Origin of the sequence: Pontibacillus chungwhensis (assembly GCF_030166655.1) — a bacterium.
In the GTDB taxonomy this organism is placed as follows: domain Bacteria; phylum Bacillota; class Bacilli; order Bacillales; family BH030062; genus Pontibacillus.
This window is the reverse complement of sequence record NZ_CP126446.1, coordinates 125,734-142,436: the sequence shown is the minus strand read 5'-3', so window position 1 is coordinate 142,436 and position 16,703 is coordinate 125,734. Positions and strand designations below refer to the sequence as shown.

Annotated in this window: 13 protein-coding genes and 1 other annotated feature; all 13 genes read right to left on the bottom strand. The window is 42.6% G+C overall.

Annotated elements, in window-relative coordinates; genetic code table 11:
• Nucleotides 1–383: 383 nt before the first annotated feature.
• The gene (gene tuf, locus QNI29_RS00720) at nucleotides 384–1,574 is read right to left on the bottom strand and encodes an elongation factor Tu (RefSeq protein WP_207528831.1); all 1,191 of its coding nucleotides are present in this window, start codon (nucleotides 1,572–1,574) and stop codon (nucleotides 384–386) included.
• Between the two features lie 132 nt (nucleotides 1,575–1,706).
• Nucleotides 1,707–3,785, bottom strand: a complete 2,079-nt coding sequence (fusA, locus tag QNI29_RS00715; protein ID WP_231419831.1) for an elongation factor G — start codon at nucleotides 3,783–3,785, stop codon at nucleotides 1,707–1,709.
• Between the two features lie 45 nt (nucleotides 3,786–3,830).
• The gene (gene rpsG, locus QNI29_RS00710; RefSeq protein ID WP_188655924.1) at nucleotides 3,831–4,301 is read right to left on the bottom strand and encodes a 30S ribosomal protein S7; all 471 of its coding nucleotides are present in this window, start codon (nucleotides 4,299–4,301) and stop codon (nucleotides 3,831–3,833) included.
• A gap of 55 nt (nucleotides 4,302–4,356) precedes the next feature.
• On the bottom strand, nucleotides 4,357–4,770 hold the full coding sequence (gene rpsL, locus QNI29_RS00705) for a 30S ribosomal protein S12 (protein ID WP_231419832.1): 414 nt from the start codon (nucleotides 4,768–4,770) through the stop codon (nucleotides 4,357–4,359).
• Nucleotides 4,771–4,878: 108 nt separating this feature from the next.
• A complete protein-coding gene (locus tag QNI29_RS00700; RefSeq protein ID WP_231419833.1) occupies nucleotides 4,879–5,130 on the bottom strand; it encodes a 50S ribosomal protein L7ae-like protein in 252 nt (83 codons plus the stop codon).
• A gap of 146 nt (nucleotides 5,131–5,276) precedes the next feature.
• Nucleotides 5,277–8,894 (bottom strand): DNA-directed RNA polymerase subunit beta', encoded by a 3,618-nt coding sequence (gene rpoC, locus QNI29_RS00695; RefSeq protein ID WP_231419834.1) that lies wholly within the window; start codon nucleotides 8,892–8,894, stop codon nucleotides 5,277–5,279.
• 64 nt (nucleotides 8,895–8,958) lie between these two features.
• On the bottom strand, nucleotides 8,959–12,507 hold the full coding sequence (gene rpoB / locus QNI29_RS00690; protein WP_231419835.1) for a DNA-directed RNA polymerase subunit beta: 3,549 nt from the start codon (nucleotides 12,505–12,507) through the stop codon (nucleotides 8,959–8,961).
• Between the two features lie 322 nt (nucleotides 12,508–12,829).
• Nucleotides 12,830–13,444, bottom strand: a complete 615-nt coding sequence (locus tag QNI29_RS00685) for a class I SAM-dependent methyltransferase (protein WP_231419836.1) — start codon at nucleotides 13,442–13,444, stop codon at nucleotides 12,830–12,832.
• Nucleotides 13,445–13,564: 120 nt separating this feature from the next.
• Nucleotides 13,565–13,927 carry a 50S ribosomal protein L7/L12 gene (gene rplL, locus QNI29_RS00680; RefSeq protein ID WP_231419837.1) on the bottom strand — a complete coding sequence of 121 codons (363 nt, stop codon included), beginning with the start codon at nucleotides 13,925–13,927 and terminating at the stop codon, nucleotides 13,565–13,567.
• Nucleotides 13,928–13,978: 51 nt separating this feature from the next.
• Nucleotides 13,979–14,479 carry a 50S ribosomal protein L10 gene (gene rplJ, locus QNI29_RS00675; RefSeq protein WP_231419838.1) on the bottom strand — a complete coding sequence of 167 codons (501 nt, stop codon included), beginning with the start codon at nucleotides 14,477–14,479 and terminating at the stop codon, nucleotides 13,979–13,981.
• 67 nt (nucleotides 14,480–14,546) lie between these two features.
• Nucleotides 14,547–14,698, bottom strand: a sequence feature (ribosomal protein L10 leader region).
• A 48-nt stretch (nucleotides 14,699–14,746) separates the two neighbouring features.
• Complete coding sequence (gene rplA, locus QNI29_RS00670; RefSeq protein ID WP_231419839.1) at nucleotides 14,747–15,442, bottom strand: 50S ribosomal protein L1; 696 nt, start codon at nucleotides 15,440–15,442, stop codon at nucleotides 14,747–14,749.
• Nucleotides 15,443–15,555: 113 nt separating this feature from the next.
• Nucleotides 15,556–15,981, bottom strand: coding sequence for a 50S ribosomal protein L11 (gene rplK / locus QNI29_RS00665; RefSeq protein WP_036787615.1), 426 nt, complete (start codon nucleotides 15,979–15,981; stop codon nucleotides 15,556–15,558).
• A 144-nt stretch (nucleotides 15,982–16,125) separates the two neighbouring features.
• On the bottom strand, nucleotides 16,126–16,659 hold the full coding sequence (gene nusG / locus QNI29_RS00660) for a transcription termination/antitermination protein NusG (RefSeq protein ID WP_036787617.1): 534 nt from the start codon (nucleotides 16,657–16,659) through the stop codon (nucleotides 16,126–16,128).
• Nucleotides 16,660–16,703 lie beyond the last annotated feature (44 nt).

The following is a 16,703-nucleotide window of genomic DNA, read 5'->3' as shown; positions in this document are numbered from 1 at the left end:
TAGTAACAGACATTCTCCACGAAAATTTAACCTGAACTACCCGCCATGGCAAAGGGGCCGGGTGTTTCAGCAACCTTTCGCTTCATCGCCTTTTATGACCAACATTATTCATTATAATAAATAATGGGCTCGAATGCAATAACAAAATGTATTTTCATATGTGATCGCACTTTTTATATTATACAAAGGTATGTCCTTCTTTTCAAGGGGGCATACCTTTTTTCTTCAGTTATTCTGTAATTTAACTTCCAACCCTTATGAACTTGGAGGTTTCATTCATGATCATCCATCGTGCTCATATTATATAGAAGAAAGTCGTTTTTGATTTTCGAGCATAAAAAAAGCAGCGAGCTTTATAGCTCACTGCTTTATTCATTAAAAGACTATTCAATGATTGTAGATACAACGCCAGCGCCTACTGTACGGCCACCTTCACGGATTGAGAACTTAGTTCCATCTTCGATAGCGATTTTAGAAATAAGTTCAACTTCCATTTCTACGTTGTCCCCAGGCATAACCATTTCTACGCCTTCAGGAAGTTGGATAACGCCAGTTACGTCCGTAGTACGGAAGTAGAACTGTGGGCGGTAGTTGTTGAAGAATGGAGTATGACGCCCACCTTCTTCTTTTGAAAGTACATAAACTTCTGCTTTGTACTTATGGTGAGGAGTGATTGTACCAGGCTTAGCTAGTACTTGACCACGGTTGATATCGTCACGGTTAACACCACGAAGTAGTGCACCGATGTTGTCACCAGCTTCAGCATAGTCAAGAAGCTTACGGAACATTTCAACACCAGTTACTGTAGTCTTGAATGCTTCCTCTGCCATACCGATGATTTCAATTTCATCGCCAACTTTAACAGATCCACGCTCAACACGGCCAGTTGCAACTGTACCACGGCCAGTGATTGAGAATACGTCCTCAACAGGCATCATGAATGGCTTGTCGTTGTCACGCTCTGGAGTTGGGATATATTCGTCAACAGCGTCCATAAGTTCGAAGATCGCGTTAACGTATTGCTCTTCGCCTTCAAGAGCTTTAAGAGCAGAACCTTTAACTACTGGTACATCGTCACCAGGGAAGTCGTATTCGCCAAGAAGGTCACGTACTTCCATTTCTACTAGTTCAAGTAGCTCTTCGTCGTCTACCATGTCGCACTTGTTAAGGAATACTACAATCGCAGGTACACCAACCTGGCGAGAAAGTAGGATGTGCTCACGAGTTTGTGGCATTGGACCGTCAGCTGCAGATACAACTAGGATCGCGCCGTCCATTTGTGCCGCACCAGTGATCATGTTCTTAACGTAGTCAGCGTGACCTGGGCAGTCAACGTGTGCATAGTGACGAGTTTCAGTTTCGTACTCAACGTGAGCTGTTGCGATTGTAATACCGCGCTCGCGCTCTTCTGGAGCACCGTCAATTTGGTCGTACGCCATTGCTGTACCAGAACCAGAACGCTGGTGTAAGCAAGTAGTGATTGCTGCTGTTAATGTAGTTTTACCATGGTCAACGTGTCCAATAGTCCCAATATTAACGTGGGACTTGGAACGGTCAAATTTCTCTTTACCCATTCTAAAACTTCCTCCTTTAAATATAAGAAAATGTTATTGTAAATATATTTGTTGTACAGGAGCTAAAACCTTAAGGTCTTTAGCTCCTATACGTACAATACAAGTTATACTTGAGATTTACGAAAAAATCAATTATTGACCAGAATTTTTCTTGATAATCTCTTCAGAAATGCTCTTCGGTACTTCTTCGTAATGAGAGAAGTGCATAGTGTACGTTCCGCGACCTTGAGTGTTAGAACGTAAGCTTGTTGCATAACCGAACATTTCAGAAAGAGGTACAAATGCTTTAACAAGTTGAGCTGTACCGCGAGTATCCATACCTTCTACACGTCCACGACGGGAAGTTACGTCACCCATGATGTCTCCCATATATTCTTCAGGGATAACAATCTCAACTTTCATCATTGGTTCAAGAAGAACTGGTTTACACTTGTTTTTCGCTTCTTTAAGTGCCATAGAAGCAGCAACTTTATATGCCATTTCGTTGGAGTCTACATCGTGGTAAGAACCATCAAATAGCGTTGCTTTAATGTCGATTAGTGGATAACCGGCAACTACACCGTTTTCCATAGCTTCCTCGACACCTTGTTGAACTGATGCGATGTATTCACGAGGAATTACACCACCAACAACTTTGTTTTGGAATTCGAAGCCAGCGCCTTCTTCATTAGGCTCGAACGTCATCCAAACGTGACCGTATTGTCCACGACCACCAGACTGACGTACGAACTTACCTTCAACGTTCGCAGAACCGCGGAACGTTTCACGATAAGCAACTTGTGGGTTACCAATGTTCGCTTCAACTTTGAATTCGCGACGAAGACGGTCAACGATGATGTCTAGGTGAAGTTCACCCATACCAGAGATGATCGTTTGACCAGTCTCTACGTTTGTTTCCGTCTTGAATGTTGGATCTTCCTCAGCTAGTTTACCAAGTGCAATTGACATCTTATCTTGGTCAGCTTTAGACTTCGGTTCGATCGCAACAGAGATAACTGGCTCAGGGAATTCCATGGATTCTAAGATTACAAGGTTCTTCTCATCACATAGAGTGTCACCTGTAGCCGTATCTTTAAGACCTACACCAGCAGCAATATCTCCTGTGTATACTTCAGAGATCTCTTCACGAGAGTTTGCGTGCATTTGTAGGATACGACCTACACGCTCACGCTTATCTTTCGTAGAGTTTCTCACGTATGAACCAGAAGATAATACACCAGAGTATACGCGGAAGAATGTTAACTTACCAACGTATGGGTCTGTCATTACCTTAAAGGCAAGAGCTGAGAATGGCTCTTTGTCATCTGCTTTACGAACTACTGCTTCTTCAGTACGTGGAACGAAACCTTCGATTGGAGGTACGTCTAGTGGTGAAGGAAGGTAGTCAAGTACAGCATCGATTAATAATTGAACACCTTTGTTCTTGAAGGCAGACCCACAAAGAACAGGGTAGAAATCAACGTTTAGAGTAGCTTGACGGATCGCTGCCATAAGCTCTTCGTTTGTGAATTCTTCACCCTCAAGGTATCTCATCATTAATTCTTCATCGGATTCCGCAACTGCTTCAATAAGCTTACCGCGGTATTCTTCAGCTTGCTCTTTATATTCATCAGGGATTTCACGTGCTTCAAGACGTGTACCTAAGTCATCTTCGTAGAAGTAAGCTTGCATTCCGATAAGATCGATGATCCCTTCAAACTCATCCTCTGCACCAATTGGTAATTGGATTGGGTGAGCATTCGCACCAAGGCGATCTTGAAGAGTACCAGTAGAGTATAGGAAGTCAGCTCCTACTTTGTCCATTTTGTTAATGAAAACAATACGTGGAACACCGTAGGTAGTAGCCTGACGCCAAACTGTTTCTGTTTGTGGTTCTACACCAGATTGAGCATCTAATACAGCCACAGAACCATCAAGTACACGTAGGGAACGTTCAACTTCTACTGTGAAGTCTACGTGTCCAGGTGTATCAATGATGTTGATGCGGTGGTCTTTCCACTCTGCAGTTGTTGCTGCAGAAGTGATTGTGATACCACGGTCTTGCTCTTGCTCCATCCAGTCCATCTGAGACGCACCTTCGTGCGTTTCACCTAGCTTGTGAATACGGCCTGTATAGAACAAGATACGTTCTGTAGCAGTGGTTTTACCAGCATCGATGTGTGCCATGATACCGATATTACGTGTTCTTTCCAAGGAGAACTCTCTAGGCATGCGTTCTTCTCCTCCCTATTGGGTGATATAGTTTGATGTTCGTTCTTACCAACGGTAGTGAGCAAACGCTTTGTTTGCTTCAGCCATTTTGTGAACATCTTCGCGCTTCTTAACAGAAGCACCAGTGTTGTTTGCTGCATCTAGGATTTCGTTAGCTAGACGTTCTTCCATTGTCTTCTCACCGCGTAGACGAGAATAGTTAACAACCCAACGAAGTCCAAGTGCTTGACGGCGCTCTGGACGTACTTCAACAGGTACTTGGTAGTTAGATCCACCTACACGACGTGCTCTAACCTCTAGTACTGGCATTACGTTCTTAAGAGCTTGTTCGAAAGTTTCCATAGCGTCGTTTCCACTACGCTCTTGTACTAGTTCGAATGCTTTATAAAGAATTTTTTGTGCTTTACCGCGTTTACCATCCACCATGATTTGGTTGATCAGGCGAGTTACAAGCTTTGAGTTGTACATTGGGTCTGGCAATACATCACGCTTTGGTACTGGTCCTTTACGTGGCATACGGTCCCCTCCTTTCAATCTTACTAAAGTTTTATTAAGTGCAAGTTAACTTGCCTTATTTTTTAGGTTTTTTCGTTCCGTATTTAGAACGACCTTGCATGCGGCCTTCAACACCTGCAGTGTCAAGAGCACCACGTACAATGTGGTAACGTACACCTGGTAAGTCTTTTACACGTCCGCCACGGATAAGAACAACACTGTGCTCTTGTAGGTTGTGGCCGATACCAGGGATATACGCTGTCACTTCAATGCTGTTCGTTAAACGAACACGCGCATATTTACGAAGTGCAGAGTTCGGTTTCTTAGGTGTTAGCGTACCAACACGTGTACAAACACCACGCTTTTGTGGAGAAGACAGGTTAGTGAACTTCTTCTTGTAGCTGTTATAGCCTTTGTTAAGCGCTGGAGAGTCTGACATTTTCTTTTTAGAAACGCGACCTTTACGTACTAATTGGTTAATAGTAGGCATTAGATTTTCCTCCCTTCAAATTTAGCTTTTGTAATACCACACATCCAGGTGGTTCATAAATAAGCAAAAAACAAAGCTTTCGCGAAAGTTTGCCTTACCGCCAAAACTTTATTGCTTTATCGCTACTACAGCTGCTCCCACATCAATTCCACAAGCTTTTCCCAATTTCTCCATTGAGTCCACTCGTGCGAACGGAGTTTCAAACTCTTCTGCGAGTCGCAGTACTTTAGCCGTTACATGCTGATCAGCATCATCAGCAACAATAACTTCTTGAACTTGACCATGTTTTATAGCCTTCATGGTTTGCTTTGTTCCAATTACTACATTCGACTTAGCCTGTGCTACTTTTTCATAAGACATTTAACTATATCCTCCAAAGTAACAAGGATAAATGGAAGCACCTAGAATATAGTATCACCCGCTACTCATAATGTCAACGTGGTTCGTATATTTTTTCTAGATGCCTCCTAGATTATCACTTGCTTCATCAGCTTAATAAACCGAAATTAAGACTGTGGAATCTCTTCAGGCTCTTCAGCTTTAATCATATCTTCAGTTAATTCATCAGAAGCTGGTTGCACGGAACGATAGCGAGGCATCCCCGTACCTGCCGGAACCAACTTACCAATAATAACATTTTCTTTAAGTCCTAGCAATTCGTCACGTTTACCTTTAATCGCTGCATCCGTTAGGACACGTGTTGTCTCCTGGAATGATGCGGCAGATAAGAAGGAATCCGTTTCAAGAGATGCTTTCGTAATACCAAGCAGAACAGGACGACCAACAGCAGGTTGGCTACCTTCAATAAGGGCATCACGGTTAGCATCACGGAATTGGTGGATCTCAAGTAGTGAGCCAGGAAGTACATCTGTATCACCAGCATCAAGGACACGTACTTTGCGAAGCATTTGGCGAACCATTACTTCAACGTGTTTATCCCCGATTTCTACACCCTGCATACGGTATACTTTCTGAACCTCACGTAGAAGATACATTTCAACGCCTTCTACACCTTGGATTTTCAGTAGTTCTTTCGGATCTACAGAACCTTCTGTTAGTTCTTCACCAGCCTTGACGGAATCTCCAACTGTTACTTTCATACGGGCGCCATAAGGAGCCGTGTAACTACGTTTTTCAACTTCGCCTTGTACTGTGATCTCTAATTTCTCTTTCACTTCATTAATCTCTTCAACCGTACCATGGATCTCACTGATAACAGCTTGACCTTTCGGGTTACGGGCTTCGAATAGCTCTTGGATACGAGGAAGACCCTGTGTGATGTCATCCCCTGCTACACCACCTGTGTGGAAGGTACGCATTGTAAGCTGTGTACCAGGCTCACCAATTGATTGTGCAGCAATAATTCCAACTGCTTCTCCTACTTCTACTTCAGATCCAGTTGCTAAGTTACGGCCGTAACATTTCTTACATACACCATGACGCGTGTTACATGTGAACGCTGAGCGGATTGTTACTTTTTCAACACCAGCATCAACAATGGAACGGGCCATATCTTCTGTAATAATTTGATCACGTTTAGCCATCACTTCGCCTGTCTCTGGGTTATGAACCTTTTTGAACGCTGTACGTCCGATTAAACGGTCGATTAGCGGTTCAATCATTTCTGTACCTTCAGTAAGAGACGCTACTTCTAATCCTCGATCAGTACCACAGTCGTCTTCGCGGACGATTACGTCTTGAGCAACGTCAACTAAACGACGAGTTAGGTAACCTGAATCGGCTGTCTTCAGTGCCGTATCGGCAAGACCTTTACGAGCACCGTGTGTAGAGATGAAGTACTCTAGTACCGTCAGACCTTCACGGAAACTTGATTTAATCGGAAGTTCAATGATCTTACCAGCCGGGTTGGCCATAAGTCCACGCATACCCGCTAACTGTGTGAAGTTAGATGCGTTACCACGAGCTCCGGAATCACTCATCATGAAGATCGGGTTGGCTGGATCAAGTGATTGCATTAGACGATCTTGAATATCATCTTTGGCCGCTGACCAAATTGCAATAACACGATCGTAACGCTCATCATCAGTGATTAAACCACGACGGAACTGTTTCATGACTTTATCAACTTTACCTTGAGCTTCTTCAAGAATCTCTTGTTTCTCTGGAAGTACCACAATGTCAGATACACCAACCGTGATACCAGCTTTTGTAGAGTAAGCGAAACCTAGGTCCTTCATGCGGTCAAGCATTTTAGACGTTTCACTGATCTTAAAGCGTTTGAAGACTTCTGCGATAATGTTCCCAAGAATCTTCTTCTTAAATGGAGGAACTAATTCGCGCTTCTTAATTTCCTCTCTTACATCTGTTCCCTTCTCAATGAAGTACATTTCAGGCGTTTTGCCTTCAAGGTTACTTTGAGTCGGTTCATTAATATAAGGGAAGGATTCAGGCAGAATTTCATTGAAGATCAGTTTACCAACTGTCGTTAATAGAAGCTGGTTATTCTGTTCTTCAGTAAATGTGCCATTATTTAATGAACGGGCATGCACAGCTACACGTGTGTGTAAGTGAACATAACCATTTTGGTAAGCAATTAGTGCTTCGTTTGTATCTTTAAATACTTTGCCTTCCCCAACTGCTTCTTCACGCTCAAGTGTCAGGTAATAGTTACCTAATACCATATCCTGTGAAGGTGTTACAACTGGTTTACCGTCCTTAGGGTTAAGGATGTTCTGAGCAGCTAGCATTAAGATACGAGCCTCTGCTTGCGCCTCTGCAGATAATGGAACGTGAACAGCCATTTGGTCACCATCAAAGTCAGCGTTATAAGCTGTACATACTAATGGGTGCAGGCGAATTGCACGACCTTCTACAAGAGTAGGTTCGAACGCTTGGATACCTAAACGGTGAAGTGTAGGGGCACGGTTCAGTAACACTGGGTGCTCTTTAATAACTTCTTCTAGGACATCCCAAACTTCTGGATGAATACGTTCAATTTTTCGCTTAGCAGATTTAATGTTGTGTGCTAGTCCACGGTCAACAAGTTCACGCATAACAAATGGTTTAAATAATTCTAAAGCCATTTCTTTAGGTAAACCACACTGGTACATCTTCAGACTAGGTCCTACGACGATTACAGAACGACCTGAATAGTCTACACGTTTACCAAGTAAGTTTTGGCGGAAACGACCTTGCTTACCTTTCAACATATGAGAAAGGGATTTTAGAGGACGATTTCCTGGTCCAGTTACTGGACGACCACGACGGCCGTTATCGATTAAAGCATCCACAGCTTCCTGAAGCATACGTTTTTCGTTTTGAACGATAATCGTAGGTGCTCCAAGATCTAATAAACGCTTCAAACGATTGTTACGGTTGATTACACGACGATAAAGATCGTTTAAATCAGAAGTTGCGAAGCGTCCACCGTCAAGCTGTACCATCGGGCGAAGTTCCGGCGGGATGACAGGAAGCACGTCTAGGATCATCCAAGACGGATCATTTCCTGAACCACGGAATGCTTCTAATACTTCTAAACGTTTAATAGCGCGTGTACGACGCTGGCCTTGGGCTGTTTTCAGTTCTTCCTTAAGCGTGTCAACTTCCTTCTCAAGATCGATATCTTGAAGCAATCTACGAATGGCTTCAGCACCCATCATGGCTTGGAAGGACTTCCCGTACTTCTCGCGGTACGTACGGTATTCTTTCTCAGAAAGTAACTGTTTCTTTTCAAGAGCTGTATCACCTTGGTCTGTTACCACATATGCAGCGAAGTAAATGACTTCTTCTAAAGCACGTGGTGACATATCAAGAACAAGTCCCATACGACTTGGAATTCCTTTGAAGTACCAAATGTGAGAGACAGGGGCAGCTAATTCTAAGTGCCCCATACGCTCACGACGTACTTTCGCTTTGGTAACTTCTACTCCACAGCGGTCACAAACGATCCCTTTATAACGAACTCGCTTGTATTTACCACAGTGACATTCCCAGTCCTTTGTAGGACCAAAAATGCGTTCACAGAACAAACCGTCTTTTTCCGGTTTTAACGTACGATAGTTAATGGTTTCTGGTTTCTTCACTTCACCAAATGACCACGAACGGATTTTATCAGGTGAAGCTAAACCAATCTTCATATATTCAAAGTTGTTTACATCTAGCAAGGGGCCTACCTCCCTTATAATCTCCAGGTTTTACCCTAAGCTTAGAGTCCAGTGTCATAAGCTCTTACTCTATTGCGTCTTTAGGATCGCCATCTACATTCAGCTTTTCAGCTGACTGCGCTTCTTCTTCTTCAATATCACGTAAGTCAATCTCAGATTCATCAGCTGTTAGCATCTTAACATCCATACCTAAACTCTGTAGCTCTTTAATCAATACTTTAAATGATTCTGGTACACCTGGTTCAGGTACATTTGAACCTTTAACAATTGATTCATACGTTTTAACACGTCCAACAACATCATCGGACTTAACGGTTAGGATTTCTTGAAGTGTATAAGCAGCACCGTAAGCTTCAAGAGCCCAAACCTCCATCTCACCGAAACGCTGTCCACCAAATTGAGCTTTACCACCCAATGGTTGTTGCGTAACAAGGGAGTATGGTCCAGTAGAACGCGCGTGAAGTTTATCATCAACCATGTGCGCAAGTTTAATCATGTACATGACACCTACTGATACACGGTTATCAAACGGTTCACCCGTACGTCCATCATAAAGAATTGTCTTCGCATCACGAGCCATTCCAGCTTCTTTTAATGTTTCCCAAACGTCTTCCTCACGAGCACCATCAAATACTGGCGTAGCCATTCGGACACCTAGTAGGCGAGAAGCCATACCTAAGTGTAACTCTAGTACCTGACCGATGTTCATACGAGAAGGTACACCGAGTGGGTTTAACATGACATCTACTGGTGTGCCATCTGGTAGATAAGGCATATCTTCTTCTGGAAGAATCTTAGAGATTACACCTTTGTTACCGTGACGACCGGCCATTTTGTCACCTTCAGAGATCTTACGCTTCTGAACGATGTAAACACGAACCAACTGGTTTACACCAGGAGGTAATTCGTCTCCATCTTCACGGTTGAAGATCTTAACATCAAGCACAATACCACCGGCACCGTGTGGAACTCTTAGAGATGTATCACGTACTTCACGTGCTTTCTCTCCGAAGATTGCGTGTAGCAAGCGTTCTTCTGCTGAAAGTTCTGTTACACCTTTAGGTGTTACTTTACCAACTAGCAGATCACTGTCACTTACTTCCGCACCAACGCGGATAATACCGCGATCATCAAGATTCTTAAGCGCGTCTTCCCCAACGTTCGGGATGTCGCGAGTAATTTCTTCAGGTCCAAGCTTCGTATCACGTGCTTCTGATTCATACTCTTCAATATGAATAGAAGTGTAAACGTCATCTTTAACAAGACGTTCACTCATGATAATCGCATCCTCATAGTTGTAACCATCCCATGTCATAAAGGCAACAAGAGGGTTTTTACCTAGTGCAAGTTCACCTTTTTCCATAGAAGGACCATCAGCAAGGATTTCTCCTTTTTCAATACGATCACCAGCGCTAACAATAGGCTTCTGGTTATAACATGTACCCTGGTTCGAACGGATGAACTTCTGGAAACGATAGCGATCTAAATCGCCTTCTACTTCTTTACCGTCTACAACTGAAATACGACGAACAAGAACTTCCTTAGCATCAACACGTTCTACAATTCCCTCGTGATGCGCTACAACAGCAGCACCTGAGTCTTTACCAGAGACATATTCCATACCTGTACCAACTAGTGGAGATTCAGGTTCCATCAATGGTACAGCTTGACGTTGCATGTTCGCACCCATTAGGGAGCGGTTGGAGTCATCGTTTTCTAAGAAAGGAATACAAGCTGTCGCAGCAGAAACGACCTGTTTTGGTGAAACGTCCATATAGTCAATACGTTCACGTTTAACAGCCGTGTTCTCACCACGGAAGCGAGCAATTACTTCTTCATCTTGGAATGAGCCATCTTCTTCTAACTTCGCGTTTGCCTGAGCAACAACGTAGTTATCTTCTTCATCAGCAGTTAGATAATCAATTTGAGCTGTTACCTTCCCTGTTTCAGGGTCCACACGACGATATGGTGTTTCAATAAAGCCAAATTTGTTTACTTTTGCATAAGATGAAAGAGAGTTAATAAGACCAATGTTTGGTCCCTCTGGCGTTTCAATCGGACACATACGACCATAGTGAGAGTAGTGAACGTCACGTACCTCGAAACCTGCGCGCTCACGCGTTAAACCACCAGGTCCTAGTGCGGACAGACGGCGTTTGTGCGTTAACTCTGCAAGTGGGTTCGTTTGGTCCATAAACTGTGATAGCTGAGAACTACCAAAGAACTCTTTAATGGATGCAATGACCGGGCGGATGTTAATCAGTTGTTGTGGAGTAATAGAAGCTGTGTCTTGAATGGACATACGCTCACGTACTACACGCTCCATACGAGATAGACCAATACGGAATTGGTTCTGTAGAAGCTCCCCAACTGAACGTAGACGACGGTTACCTAAGTGGTCAATATCGTCCGTGCCACCTACATCATGAAGTAAGTTAAAGAAGTAACTTACCGCTGAAAGGATATCAGAAGGCGTAATGTTCTTAGTACTGTCATCCACATTAGCATTACTAATGACGTTAAGTGTTTTTTCTCCTTCAGGATCTGTTGGATCTACAATCTTAACGTTTTGAATCTTCATAGGGTCATCTAGCACGCCATCATGAGGTTCTACGATTTCATCCCCTAGATTCTCTTCAGAACCTTCTAGGTATGGTAGAATCTTATCTAATAAACGACGATCTAGTTTATCCCCTTTATTTGCAAGGATTTCACCTGTTTCCGGATCAGCTAATGATTCAGCTAACACTTGGTTAAATAGGCGATTCTTGATGTGTAACTTCTTATTAATCTTGTAACGACCTACGTGTGCAAGATCATACCTCTTTGGATCAAAGAAGCGTGAAACAAGTAAACTCTTCGCATTCTCTACTGTTGGTGGTTCACCAGGGCGAAGTCGCTCATAAATTTCTAAAAGAGCTTTTTCACTGTTTTCCGTATTATCCTTCTCAAGCGTATTCTTAAGGTATTGGTTGTCACCAATAAGATCAATAATCTCTTGGTCTGTACCAAATCCTAGTGCACGCAATAAGACGGTGATCGGAAGTTTACGAGTACGATCAATACGTACGTGAACTACGTCTTTTGCATCTGTTTCAAACTCTAACCAAGCACCGCGGTTAGGAATTACAGTAGCTGTATACCCTCTCTTACCGTTCTTATCTACTTTTGGACTAAAGTAGACACTTGGAGAACGAACTAACTGAGATACGATAACACGCTCTGCACCATTAATGACGAAAGTACCTGTACCCGTCATTAGTGGGAAATCACCCATAAATACTTCCTGCTCTTTCACTTCGCCAGTTTCTTTATTAAGCAAGCGTACTTTAACACGAAGAGGAGCTGAATAGGTGACATCTCGCTCTTTTGATTCATCTACAGGATACTTAGGCTCTCCGAGAGTGTAATCTACAAACTCTAAAGAAAGGTTGCCTGTAAAGTCCTCAATCGGTGAAATGTCTTGGAACATCTCCCTCAAACCTTCTTCCAAGAACCAATCATAGGAAGCAGTTTGAATTTCAATTAAGTTTGGTAACTCGAGTACTTCGCTGATACGCGCATAACTTCTGCGCTGGCGGTGTCGTCCATACTGAACTAGTTGACCTGTCAACTGATTCACCCCTCAAATCAAGCATTTTAATAAAGAAAAAATTGTCCGGCAAAAATGGCATGCCGAACTAGCTAGTACAGAAAGATCATTCCTGCACCAGGTTAATCTATAAATACATTCGCACTAGGCGAATGTAATTGAACAATTCCGTTTCTCTAACGTTAGACAAAAGAAAAAAGGGTTTCTATAAGAAAACCACAATATACGATTTGTTTATTCGATTTTACCAGTCTTGCCTAACGGAAGGCATTTATACGTAAAAAGTTTAAAAAAACTCTTGACATAGAAACTTATATATTGGCATTTTTCAATACTATCACAACTATATTTTAGAGTCAAACTTTTTCGCCTTTAAGATGAAGTAGCCTTTTGCCTTCTTTTCTACTGTGACCTGATCGAACAAATCTTCTAAACGTTGTTGAGCAGATGGGGCACCCTGTTTCTTCTGAATGACAACCCATAACTCGCCGCCTGGCAATAATGCCTGGTGACTTTGTTCAAACATGGAGTGTACAACTTTCTTTCCTGCTCTAATTGGTGGATTTGTTACGATTGCCGCAAAGCTCTGATGTTGTATAGCAGAAAATTGATCACTTTGTCGTATATCTGCATTGGTTACGTTATTCTTCGTTGCGTTATCTTGAGCTAATTGAACTGCTCGCTCGTTTACATCTACCATAACAACTTTACGATCTGGGAAATCCAGAGCGAGTGAAAGACCGATGGGGCCGTATCCACAGCCCAGATCAAGAAATTCTCCGTTGATCTCTGGCTCAGTAAATGTTTCTATTAAGGTTCTAGACCCAAAATCTACTTCGTCTTTAGAAAATACTCCTTGATCTGTGCTAAAGTTAAGCGTTCTTCCTCGTAAGTTGAACGTCCATGACTTTGGAGCACTCTTAGATTCAGGATTTCTTGAATAATAGTGTTCTGACATTCATAACACCTACCCATCTTGCAGTTTGTTTTACACTTAACCATATAGGCATATGCCCATGAGTTAATGTATAACAAAAGCAAAGCTCGCCGTTATACAGCGAGCTTTTTGTGCTTTCTCTTACTTAAGTTCGATCTTAGCGCCTGTTTCTTCAAGTTTAGCTTTCATTTCTTCAGCTTCTTCTTTAGAAACGCCTTCTTTAACTGGTTTCGGAGCGTTATCTACTAAGTCTTTAGCATCTTTAAGTCCAAGGCCAGTGATTTCGCGAACTGCTTTAACAACTTTGATCTTAGAAGCTCCAGCGTCTTCTAGAACAACGTCAAATTCAGTTTGCTCTTCAGCAGCTTCAGCAGCGCCGCCGCCACCTACAGCTACAGGTGCCGCAGCAGTTACTCCAAATTCTTCTTCAATTGCTTTTACTAAATCATTAAGTTCAAGAACGTTCATTTCTTTGATCGCGTCGATAATTTGTTCTTTAGTCATGATATATCCTCCTTGTAATAAATATAATTATTAGACGTGCCTATTAGGCAATTAAGCGCCTTGTTCTTCTTTTTGGTCTGCAACTGCTTTCGTTGCAAGCGCGAAGTTGCGCATTGGAGCTTGTAGTACAGAAAGAAGCATAGATACAAGTCCGTTTGCGTCTGGAAGCTCTGCAAGTTCTTTGATTTGTTCAACACTTGCTACGCTACCTTCGATTACGCCACCTTTGATTTCAAGAGCGTCGTTTTCTTTAGCAAAACTGTTGATGATCTTAGCCGGAGATACAGCATCGTCCTCACTGAAAGCAAGTGCTGTTGGGCCAACTAATACCTCATCAAGGTCAGTCAGTTCTGCTTCTGCTGTCGCACGGCGAGTCATTGTGTTTTTGTACACTTTGAAGTCAACGCCAGCTTCACGTAGTTGTTGACGAAGATTCGTTACCGTATCAACGTCTAAACCGCGGTAGTCTACAAGTACTGTAGATTTACTGTTCTGAAGTTTATCAGCGATTTCAGAAACAAGCTGTTTCTTGTGTTCAATAATTCTGCTCATCGTTCCACCTCCTATTGACTTTTCATCATACCGTTAGGGTGCCAAGGTTCATAAAAGGCTCGCGATATAATTCATAAAAAATGTGCCTTCAAGGTAGACAAGAAGGCACATGAGTTGATGATAGCTATCAGCGAACAACTATCACGTATATCAACACACCTCGGTAGGAAATTAAGCGACAAGCGCACCTACTGTCTACGGTATAACGTATTCATATTTGCAACATTGAATATTATAGCTAAGCGCTATTGAAAAGTCAATGCCAAATTAGCTTTTGAAAGAAGAAACATCTACGCGAACACCAGGGCCCATAGTAGAAGCTACTGATGCGTTCCGCATGTAAGTTCCTTTAGCAGCCTGAGGCTTCGCCTTCATTAGCGTCTCAGTGATCGCTGTGAAGTTCTCAACTAACTTGTCATTTTCAAAGGAAACTTTACCAATTGGTACATGGATGTTTCCTGCTTTATCAACGCGGTATTCAACTTTACCTGCTTTGATTTCGTTAACAGCTTTTTCAACATCGAATGTTACAGTTCCTGTTTTAGGGTTAGGCATTAGACCTTTTGGTCCAAGTACGCGACCTAGTTTACCAACTTCAGCCATCATGTCTGGAGTTGCTACAACTACATCAAATTCAAACCAACCTTGGTTGATTTGGTTGATTAGGTCTTGTTCACCTACGAAGTCTGCACCCGCTGCTTCTGCTTCTTTCGCTTTATCACCTTTAGCGAAAACTAGAACGCGCTGGGATTTACCAGTACCGTGTGGTAGAACCATAGCACCGCGGATTTGTTGATCCGCTTTCTTAGGGTCTACTCCTAGACGGAACGCAGCTTCTACTGTTTCGTCGAAGTTTGCTTTTGCTGTTTCTTTTACAAGCTTAACCGCCTCTTGAGAGTCGTAAGCTTTTGATTTATCTACTAATTTTAAAGCTTCTTGGTAACGTTTGCTTTTTTTAGCCATTTCATTTTCCTCCTCATTGTGGTTTTAACGGTTTTACCTCCCACGAATAAAGGTTGCGAAATGTGGAAAATCCCCCACCTCGCAACCTTACTCAATCCAGAGCCGCTGTGGGATTAGTCCTCGATAACAAGTCCCATACTACGCGCTGTACCTTCAACCATGCGCATAGCTGCATCCACGTCAGCAGCATTTAGGTCAGGCATTTTTGTTTCAGCAATTTCGCGTACTTTGTCGCGCTTAATTGTTGCAACTTTATTGCGGTTTGGTTCGCCTGATCCGGATTTAATGCCAGCCGCATCTTTAAGAAGAACGGCAGCAGGCGGAGTTTTAGTGACGAATGTAAATGAACGGTCTTCAAACACCGTAATTTCAACCGGAATGATCATACCAGCTTGATCTGCTGTACGTGCGTTAAATTCCTTACAGAAACCCATGATATTAACACCTGCTTGACCTAGTGCTGGTCCAACTGGCGGAGCCGGATTGGCTTTACCTGCAGGAATCTGTAGTTTTACAACTTTAATAACTTTTTTAGCCACGAGACACACCTCCTTAAGTCCGTGATGTGGTTACAGGGGGTATCCCCCTCCCACTCAATCATATACACATAAAACCTCTTTCTCGAGGCATAAAGAACATAAAAATTCTAGCATTTTTCCAGAAAGAATGCAAGGGGGTCCCCATTATAATTTTTCAATTTGAGAGAACTCTAGCTCAACCGGGGTTTCGCGCCCGAACATATTAACATGGACTTTTACTTTTTGCTTGTCCAAGTCAATGGATTCAATAGAACCAGTGAAGTTCGCGAAAGGTCCTTCTGTTACTCGAACACTTTCTTTCACTTCAAAGCCAATGTCCTGGAGCGGTTCATCCATACCCATTCGCTTAAGAACTGTTTCCATTTCTTCTTCCAAGAGAGGGGTAGGCTTCGAACCTGAACCAGTAGATCCAACGAAACCTGTTACTCCTGGTGTGTTGCGTACAACATACCACGAATCATCCGTCATAACCATTTCCGCTAACACATAGCCAGGGAAAGTTTTCTTTTTAACGGTCTTACGTTTACCGTTTTTAATTTCCGTCTCTTCATCTTCAGGGACAATTACACGGAAGATCTTATCTTCCATTCCCATAGAATCCACACGTTTCTCTAAATTTGTTTTCACTTTATTCTCGTAACCAGAATAAGTGTGTACAACATACCATCTTTTTTCCATAGTTTCAGGACAAACGGTTTGCCCTTCCCTCCCTCATCATTAAG

Excerpts from the sequence above, each read along its gene's own strand:
- tuf (WP_207528831.1), bottom strand. The coding sequence starts at position 1,574 with ATGGGTAAAGAGAAATTTGACCGTTCCAAGTCCCACGTTAATATTGGG.
- fusA (WP_231419831.1), bottom strand. The coding sequence starts at position 3,785 with ATGCCTAGAGAGTTCTCCTTGGAAAGAACACGTAATATCGGTATCATG.
- rpsG (WP_188655924.1), bottom strand. The coding sequence starts at position 4,301 with ATGCCACGTAAAGGACCAGTACCAAAGCGTGATGTATTGCCAGACCCA.
- rpsL (WP_231419832.1), bottom strand. The coding sequence starts at position 4,770 with ATGCCTACTATTAACCAATTAGTACGTAAAGGTCGCGTTTCTAAAAAG.
- QNI29_RS00700 (WP_231419833.1), bottom strand. The coding sequence starts at position 5,130 with ATGTCTTATGAAAAAGTAGCACAGGCTAAGTCGAATGTAGTAATTGGA.
- QNI29_RS00685 (WP_231419836.1), bottom strand. The coding sequence starts at position 13,444 with ATGTCAGAACACTATTATTCAAGAAATCCTGAATCTAAGAGTGCTCCA.
- rplL (WP_231419837.1), bottom strand. The coding sequence starts at position 13,927 with ATGACTAAAGAACAAATTATCGACGCGATCAAAGAAATGAACGTTCTT.
- rplJ (WP_231419838.1), bottom strand. The coding sequence starts at position 14,479 with ATGAGCAGAATTATTGAACACAAGAAACAGCTTGTTTCTGAAATCGCT.
- rplA (WP_231419839.1), bottom strand. The coding sequence starts at position 15,442 with ATGGCTAAAAAAAGCAAACGTTACCAAGAAGCTTTAAAATTAGTAGAT.
- nusG (WP_036787617.1), bottom strand. The coding sequence starts at position 16,659 with ATGGAAAAAAGATGGTATGTTGTACACACTTATTCTGGTTACGAGAAT.